The organism is Helicobacter pullorum NCTC 12824 (assembly GCF_017979475.1).
GTDB classification, from domain to species: Bacteria; Campylobacterota; Campylobacteria; order Campylobacterales; family Helicobacteraceae; genus Helicobacter_D; species Helicobacter_D pullorum.
In genome coordinates this window covers 24180-30431 of the sequence record NZ_JAERIT010000015.1, presented here as the reverse complement: position 1 = coordinate 30431, position 6252 = coordinate 24180, and the positions used below count along the sequence as shown (strand labels likewise).

The following is a 6252-nucleotide window of genomic DNA, read 5'->3' as shown; positions in this document are numbered from 1 at the left end:
AGCAATACTAATGTTTGTAAGTTTAAGGTGTTAAGTGGAGATGTTATAGAAGAAAGAGAAGAGGTAGAGGGGGGAGATGATATACCTGATAATGTTATTAGAATAGAAACAGAGGATGGCAGTGGGGAGTATATAGAGATAGTATTTGATGAGAATGATAATCTCAAAGACATAAATAACGATGATGAACTTAATGACCTATTACACCAAGCAAAAGATATTTTATACGAACTCTCACCCTTAAGCTCTATGGAATCTGCTTATGATAACCTCACTGCTGGTGAGTATAAAGATGCCTTAATAGATACTATCACTATATTACCAATGGCAAAAGTATTTAAAGCTGAAAAGATAGTTGATAGAGCTAAAACAATAGCCAACAAAATAGAGAACATTATCAATAAAGATAAGAATAAGAAAGATGTGAGGATAGCAAAACCTAAACCAAAGTCTTTGAGTAGGCAGGAGGTGTTGGGGATAATTAATGGACTTAGGAAGGCTTTAAATCCAAAGGGCAAGCCAAGAACTAGAATTTATCTTGTCAATAGCAAAGATGAGCTTATGAGATTGTGGGAAAAACTAACCCGAAATTTTAAAAATGAGCGTATTGAAACTAATGAAAAAGGAACAAGAATTGTCAGGACATTGGACGATGGCACTGAAATAAGCTTAAGGAATTATTCAAGTAAAAAAAGTGGTAATACACCCACCATAGATACCAAAATTAATGGAAAAGACTATAAGATTCATATTGATAACTAATAAGGAAGTATTATGCAATTTAAAGTTTTAGAAGATATAGGGGATAGTATATTTCCACAATGGGATACTACTCTTGACTCCTATATACAATCCTATCTTGATATTTTTATAACGCACACAGATATTGATAAAATCGATATAATGGAGATTATAGAATACGATATATTATGTGAGCTTTCTATGTTCTATGAATATTCAGAGATTTATATGATGTTTAATCTCTATACGAAAAAATACCAAGATATATACATTGCCACACTAACAGAATTGTTTTTAAATGATAAGATAGATTTTTATATTATTGATGAGCCAACACAACCCACATTATCGCATTACAAAGAGGATAAATGCCAAGCGTGGATATATTTTAGTGATAATTTTATTTGCAAAGAAAGATTTAGGGCAGAGGATTTTTGCAATGCTTCTTGGGATACACCAAACAAATGGAGTAAATATAATATCAATGCAACTATAACCCCCAAAGGCGATGAATACTTTGAAAAAGTCTTAGCCCCTAGATTCTATAATAAATACAAAGACTTAGAAATAGAAATAGATTCTAAAGGCAATGTGATTCGTTGGATAGGTAGAATTAACCGATGAGTAGCAAATAAGGCTATCAAGATGGTTATAAAATAATTAAGAGTGCTTTCTAAGTCTTTAAATTTGCTAATACAAAAAAGATATTGATATGTTGCCAAATAAATCCAATTCTAAATATTTTTAAAAGCCAATCACTTTTTATTTGCACTCTTTGTCTTAGGCTCTCTCCTTTCCACTTTTACCTCAAATTCCTCAAAACTTACAGGCGGTAAGTCAAGTGGCGGAAGCTTTGCCATAGCAGTCATTTGTGCCACCATAGGACGCAAGTAAGAAAACATTATAGCAACCATATTATTTAGTGATTTTTCTTCAAAATCTTTGCCTACTTCGATTGCTCCAATGATAATAGCTTTAATAAAGAACAAATCTTGCTCATTTTGCTTAAAGAATATATTTGCATTCAGTTGAATGATATAAATATTTGTGGTTTCTTGTTTTGCAATAGCTCCTATTTTTTGTTCTAGATTTATCTCTTTCTTTTTATCAGCTACCAATTTTCCTGTTTGCTCAAAGTCAAACTTTTTAAGTTGAATGGTTTTTATCTTAAAAGTGTTATGCGATTTTATACTCATAGGATACTCCTTTATCAACCATTGAATATTTTGCTAGGGTTAATTTGTTGGATTGATTGACACATTCTATATCGTGATTAGAAAAGTAAAAATCAAAATATGTCATATTGTTCCTATTGTCCTTTAAAGAATCAACTTCTTTTCTTTTATAAATAAAATCATTAAAATTTTCTTCAACATTAATAGCGAAGTTTGGAACTTCAATCTTTTCTTCATAAGAAAATCTAAATCGCTCAGGTGCATAAAGAACAAACTTTTCTAATTTGCAATCTCTTTCTAGTATTTTTTCAAGCTTCTTTTCTAGCCCATCATATACTTTATCATCTAAGTAAATAGTGTATAAACTAGGACTTTCATATAATTCAAATACAATATTATTGTCTATTGACAATAAAGCTTCAAAGTAATATTCTAATTCTTTTTGAGCTTGTTGTGGCAAATCACTAATGTATTTTTGTGGTTGTATCAAATCGTTAATATGCTTCATTGTAACTCCTTTAATTGTTTGGCTAAGTCTTGAGCAATATTCTTGGCAGATTGCAAATCCTGTAATGCTTTATTCATATCATCGGAACGATAATCATACATCTCTCTTATTTCTCTTAATTTAACTCCTCGAACACAGATTGCTTTTGGATAATATTGCATTAATCTTATCCATAAATGCTTTGAATTTGGGTTAAGGTTTTGATTATTTATTTGATTTAATGTTCCGTGCCCCAAGAAGTCCTCCTCTTTTAAAGTCGAATCTTTTTGCAATAACTTCCCTTTTCCAATCAAATATACACCATAATACAGTCGATTGATAATAGTTGAACATAAATGTTCTTTTTGGAGATTAGACATTTTAAGGAATTCTTGAGTGTCCAATATTTTAGCAATTTCAAGATTCCTTTCACCCTTTTTTATAAGTCCCATTACACAAACTTCTTTATTTTTAAAAAATTTTAACAAAATATAGAATTGCTTTAGCTTAAAATTTGCAAAATCATTGTAAAAACTACTTTATTACCACATTTTATATTAAAATCTAATTAACTTTAATTAACATTAAGTAATATTTAAATATAATTTTCTCAATAAATAAAGAAAATATATTAATGAGGGAGAAAAACTATGGAAAATATTAAGTTAATTATTTATGGCGTTGGTATTATCGTGTTAGCATTACTCATTTTTGGGATTTTAAAAAAAAATGCACTCAGAACATATCCTAAATTAGCAACTAGAAGGATGAAAAAAAATGAAGGTAGTTTTTTTAAGTTATTATTTTTTCCTGAAATTGAAATTGGTAGCAGAATCTCAAACCTTAATAAGCAATTAAATAAACAAGCAGAGGATAACAATAAACTTTTACAGGAACTTGTAAAGCTCCAAAAAGAAAACTTGGAGCTAAGAAAAAGAGAAGAAAATAGAAAAGAAATAGAAAAAAGAAAACAGGGATATAAAAAATCATCCAATGTTTAATCTATTATCAAATTAATACTTTAAATTTAAAATCTCTTTTGTTTCTGAAGAATTATCCAAAAAAGCATTTTTATCTTTCTCACCATCAATAGCCACATTTCTAGCAAATTCACTCATTACATAAGTTCCCAAAGTGACTTTTGGGAAATTACTTGCTACTTCCTTTACAGTTTCAATAGCCCCATCTACATTTGCTGAGACTTTTCCCAAATTACCCACACCTGTCTCCGCTTCTAAACTCATTCTTTTTTTATCATATTCATCATTTTTATTCGTATTGTGATGATATATATTTTCATCTAACTTTTGTATTTTCTCATCACTAGCTACACTTCCAATATTAACATTATCTTGACTTCTAACATCACCTTGATGTGAATTATAAAAGCCAGAAACATTAGCTTTACCATTTAGATTATAGTATGCTGTAACATTCTCATTAACTCCAGCATCTTGTGCTGTAATATGTGTTCCTGCTAAATCTCCTTGAATCAACCTTGTTCCAAATTCTTTCACCATTTCTCCCCTTTGGTGAATATTAGCGTTATCCCAAGTTTCTGCTCCAAACATTTCTCTAGCCCCATTTTGCAATTCATCTTTAAGGGTATTTACATTTAGATTATCTGCCCTTTGCATTGTTTGTTGATAATTTTTAGACATATTCATAGACTCTTGAAGTGCATTAGAATCAGTGTGATTTACACTTTCTGACATTGCATTAGAAACACTATCATTAAGTAAAGCATTTTTAGTAAAAGCGAGTTTATATGCCTCTGATATTCTATCTTGTTCTGCTTTAGAGAGAGAATCGCTTGCCCTATCTGTATCGCTTGTGCTTGCACCAAAGCCTACATATTTTAATAAACCACCTGATAATTGAATTTGATCTGCTTGTTCTTTAGTGATGACGCCTTGTTTTTGCAAATCCTCAATAGCTTGATGTCCGATTTCATTAGCTGTTCCTGCTCCTGTCTGATTTGAAGCATTGAGTGCTTTTTGATAAGAAGCATTAACCTGTTCTGTATTTTGTGTAGCTAGATTACTTCCTATATCATTACTAATGTTTTCTGCACTTTGAGTTATGTGTGATTTCATAGCATTCATACCCACTACACTAGAATTTGCGGAGATAACATTTCCATCATTTCCCATTCTAAATGTTAAAGCACCCTCTCCAATATTATAATCCGCATTGGTTTGCATACCCCCCTTGCCAAATGTAAAACTATTCATAGAGCTTACCCCATTATTCCAAGAAGCAGAATTTACCATATTCATTGCAGGCTGACTAACATACACTTCCTCTCCAATAGCCATTTTAGCTTCTGTGGCAGTAGCTTGTTGTTGTTGGAATGTGGAAGCTGTTCTAGCAGAACCTTGCAATCCTTGTGTAAGTTGTGAAGCAAAAGAAACAAATCCCATTCCTGAAGCTGTTGCAATTGCAAAACTTAACAATGCAGTTCCCATAACCAAATAATTTAAAACATTGGCATTTTCTATAACTTTCATAAAAAAGTCTGTATTCCCTGCAAAAGTCATAGCCATTCCTAAACCTGTATCTTTCATAGCAGAAAAGACAGACATTAAATTAAGATCATTGAAATAATTAATTAATGAAATCATAGGAGTCCAAATAATTAACCACAAGAATAGAATAAAATACATTTTAAGCCATTTAGCAGTTCCAAGAGCAACAGTTAAAAGGGCAATAATCCAAGAAATACTCGCTGCAATCATTGAGAGATAAACTTTGATTAAAGGCAAATATGTTTGTGCTAAAAAGCCTTGTTGTTGCATTTGGTTAAAAAGATTGTAATGTGCTATTGAATGTGGAGTAGATAAAGTTCCAGCCCCAAGATCATACATTTTTTCCATATTTCTAATACCATCTCGCATAAAATTAATGAGCATAAATTGCTGTAACATATCTCTACTTCCATTCCAATTAGACCGATAAATAGAAGATAAGGCAGTGGCACTTGCTTCAACATTTGCTTGATTTGCTTGACTTGGATTTAACATCTTTAAATAGCTTTTTACATTAGAATCGGCAAGTTTTGAAAATTGTTCCTGTATTGTTTTAGATAATACCTCACAATTTGAAACTTCAATATTTCTATTTTCATCCATTACAGGTGCAATAAGTCCTCTAGTTAATACAAGAGCTTGTCCCTGTATAAGATCTCTATAAAGATTATCTGAATATTCTATTTGTTTGACATTAGGATCATACCTTACATTATAGTTATAGCAAATCCCTATATAGTTATCCATATTATATTTTAAAACATAATCACTATTAGAGTTTCTAAAATAAGAAAGATTCATAATGGCTTTTGTGGAAAACCCTACTCCTGCATTCCTCATTGAGAGTGAATCAGGTGTGCTATAATGCTTTTCCATAGCCATTAAAATACCCCTTTCTAAACGACTAAAGAAAGACAGTGTAGCACCTACACCAAGAGGAATTCCATCAACCATATAAACCTCAGTAGTTACTTCATCAAACACCATAAATCTATGTGTAGAATCATTTGAGGTTCTAAAGAATAAAAACGCTATCACTAAGGCAACAACAAAAAATTTACCAATTTCAAAGAGAGGATTAAGTTTATCATTATAAGAGGACCTAAAAATATAAACTGCAAGTCCTATAAGAGCAGAAATTGAAAATAAAATTTTGCCTGAATCTTGCAAAAGCCCTCTTAATGCTTGCAATGTTTCATTCATTAAACTCGCATAACCCCAAGTATAAATCAGGTGTGTATTAGGAACATTAGTAGCACCAAAGGCTATTACGCCAAAAAATATAAATAATAAAAGAAATTTTTTCACTAACGATCCTCCT

Annotated in this window: 7 protein-coding genes; 3 read left to right on the top strand and 4 right to left on the bottom strand. The window is 31.0% G+C overall.

All coding sequences use genetic code 11. The features are described from left to right. On the top strand, positions 1-762 hold a 762-nt coding region (locus JJQ98_RS08460), incomplete at its 5' end, for a hypothetical protein (RefSeq protein WP_210670816.1). Positions 763-774: 12 nt separating this feature from the next. Beyond that, positions 775-1365, top strand: a complete 591-nt coding sequence (locus JJQ98_RS08455; RefSeq protein ID WP_151105189.1) for a hypothetical protein — start codon at positions 775-777, stop codon at positions 1363-1365. Positions 1366-1496: 131 nt separating this feature from the next. Here the strand turns inward: JJQ98_RS08455 and JJQ98_RS08450 are convergent, their stop codons facing one another. From JJQ98_RS08450 to JJQ98_RS08440, 3 genes are read right to left on the bottom strand one after another with little or no spacing between them, the layout of a single operon-like run. Further along, a complete protein-coding gene (locus JJQ98_RS08450; RefSeq protein WP_065837496.1) occupies positions 1497-1937 on the bottom strand; it encodes a protein-export chaperone SecB in 441 nt (146 codons plus the stop codon). Next, positions 1918-2424, bottom strand: a complete 507-nt coding sequence (locus tag JJQ98_RS08445) for a hypothetical protein (protein ID WP_134043754.1) — start codon at positions 2422-2424, stop codon at positions 1918-1920. The genes JJQ98_RS08450 and JJQ98_RS08445 overlap by 20 nt, the downstream gene beginning before the upstream one ends. Beyond that, complete coding sequence (locus tag JJQ98_RS08440) at positions 2421-2855, bottom strand: hypothetical protein (RefSeq protein WP_210670815.1); 435 nt, start codon at positions 2853-2855, stop codon at positions 2421-2423. Before JJQ98_RS08440 ends, JJQ98_RS08445 begins: the two co-directional genes overlap by 4 nt. Before the next feature lie 198 nt (positions 2856-3053). Between JJQ98_RS08440 and JJQ98_RS08435 the strand changes: the two genes are divergently transcribed. Further along, the gene (locus tag JJQ98_RS08435; protein WP_151105188.1) at positions 3054-3404 is read left to right on the top strand and encodes a hypothetical protein; all 351 of its coding nucleotides are present in this window, start codon (positions 3054-3056) and stop codon (positions 3402-3404) included. Positions 3405-3416: 12 nt separating this feature from the next. Here the strand turns inward: JJQ98_RS08435 and JJQ98_RS08430 are convergent, their stop codons facing one another. Further along, entirely contained in the window at positions 3417-6239 is a 2823-nt protein-coding gene (locus tag JJQ98_RS08430) for a conjugal transfer protein TraG N-terminal domain-containing protein (protein WP_170252225.1), read from the bottom strand. Positions 6240-6252: the final 13 nt, after the last annotated feature.

Bases quoted from the DNA above. Each gene is read 5' to 3' on its own strand.
- JJQ98_RS08455 (WP_151105189.1), top strand. From the start codon at position 775: ATGCAATTTAAAGTTTTAGAAGATATAGGGGATAGTATATTTCCACAA.
- JJQ98_RS08450 (WP_065837496.1), bottom strand. From the start codon at position 1,937: ATGAGTATAAAATCGCATAACACTTTTAAGATAAAAACCATTCAACTT.
- JJQ98_RS08445 (WP_134043754.1), bottom strand. From the start codon at position 2,424: ATGAAGCATATTAACGATTTGATACAACCACAAAAATACATTAGTGAT.
- JJQ98_RS08440 (WP_210670815.1), bottom strand. From the start codon at position 2,855: ATGGGACTTATAAAAAAGGGTGAAAGGAATCTTGAAATTGCTAAAATA.
- JJQ98_RS08435 (WP_151105188.1), top strand. From the start codon at position 3,054: ATGGAAAATATTAAGTTAATTATTTATGGCGTTGGTATTATCGTGTTA.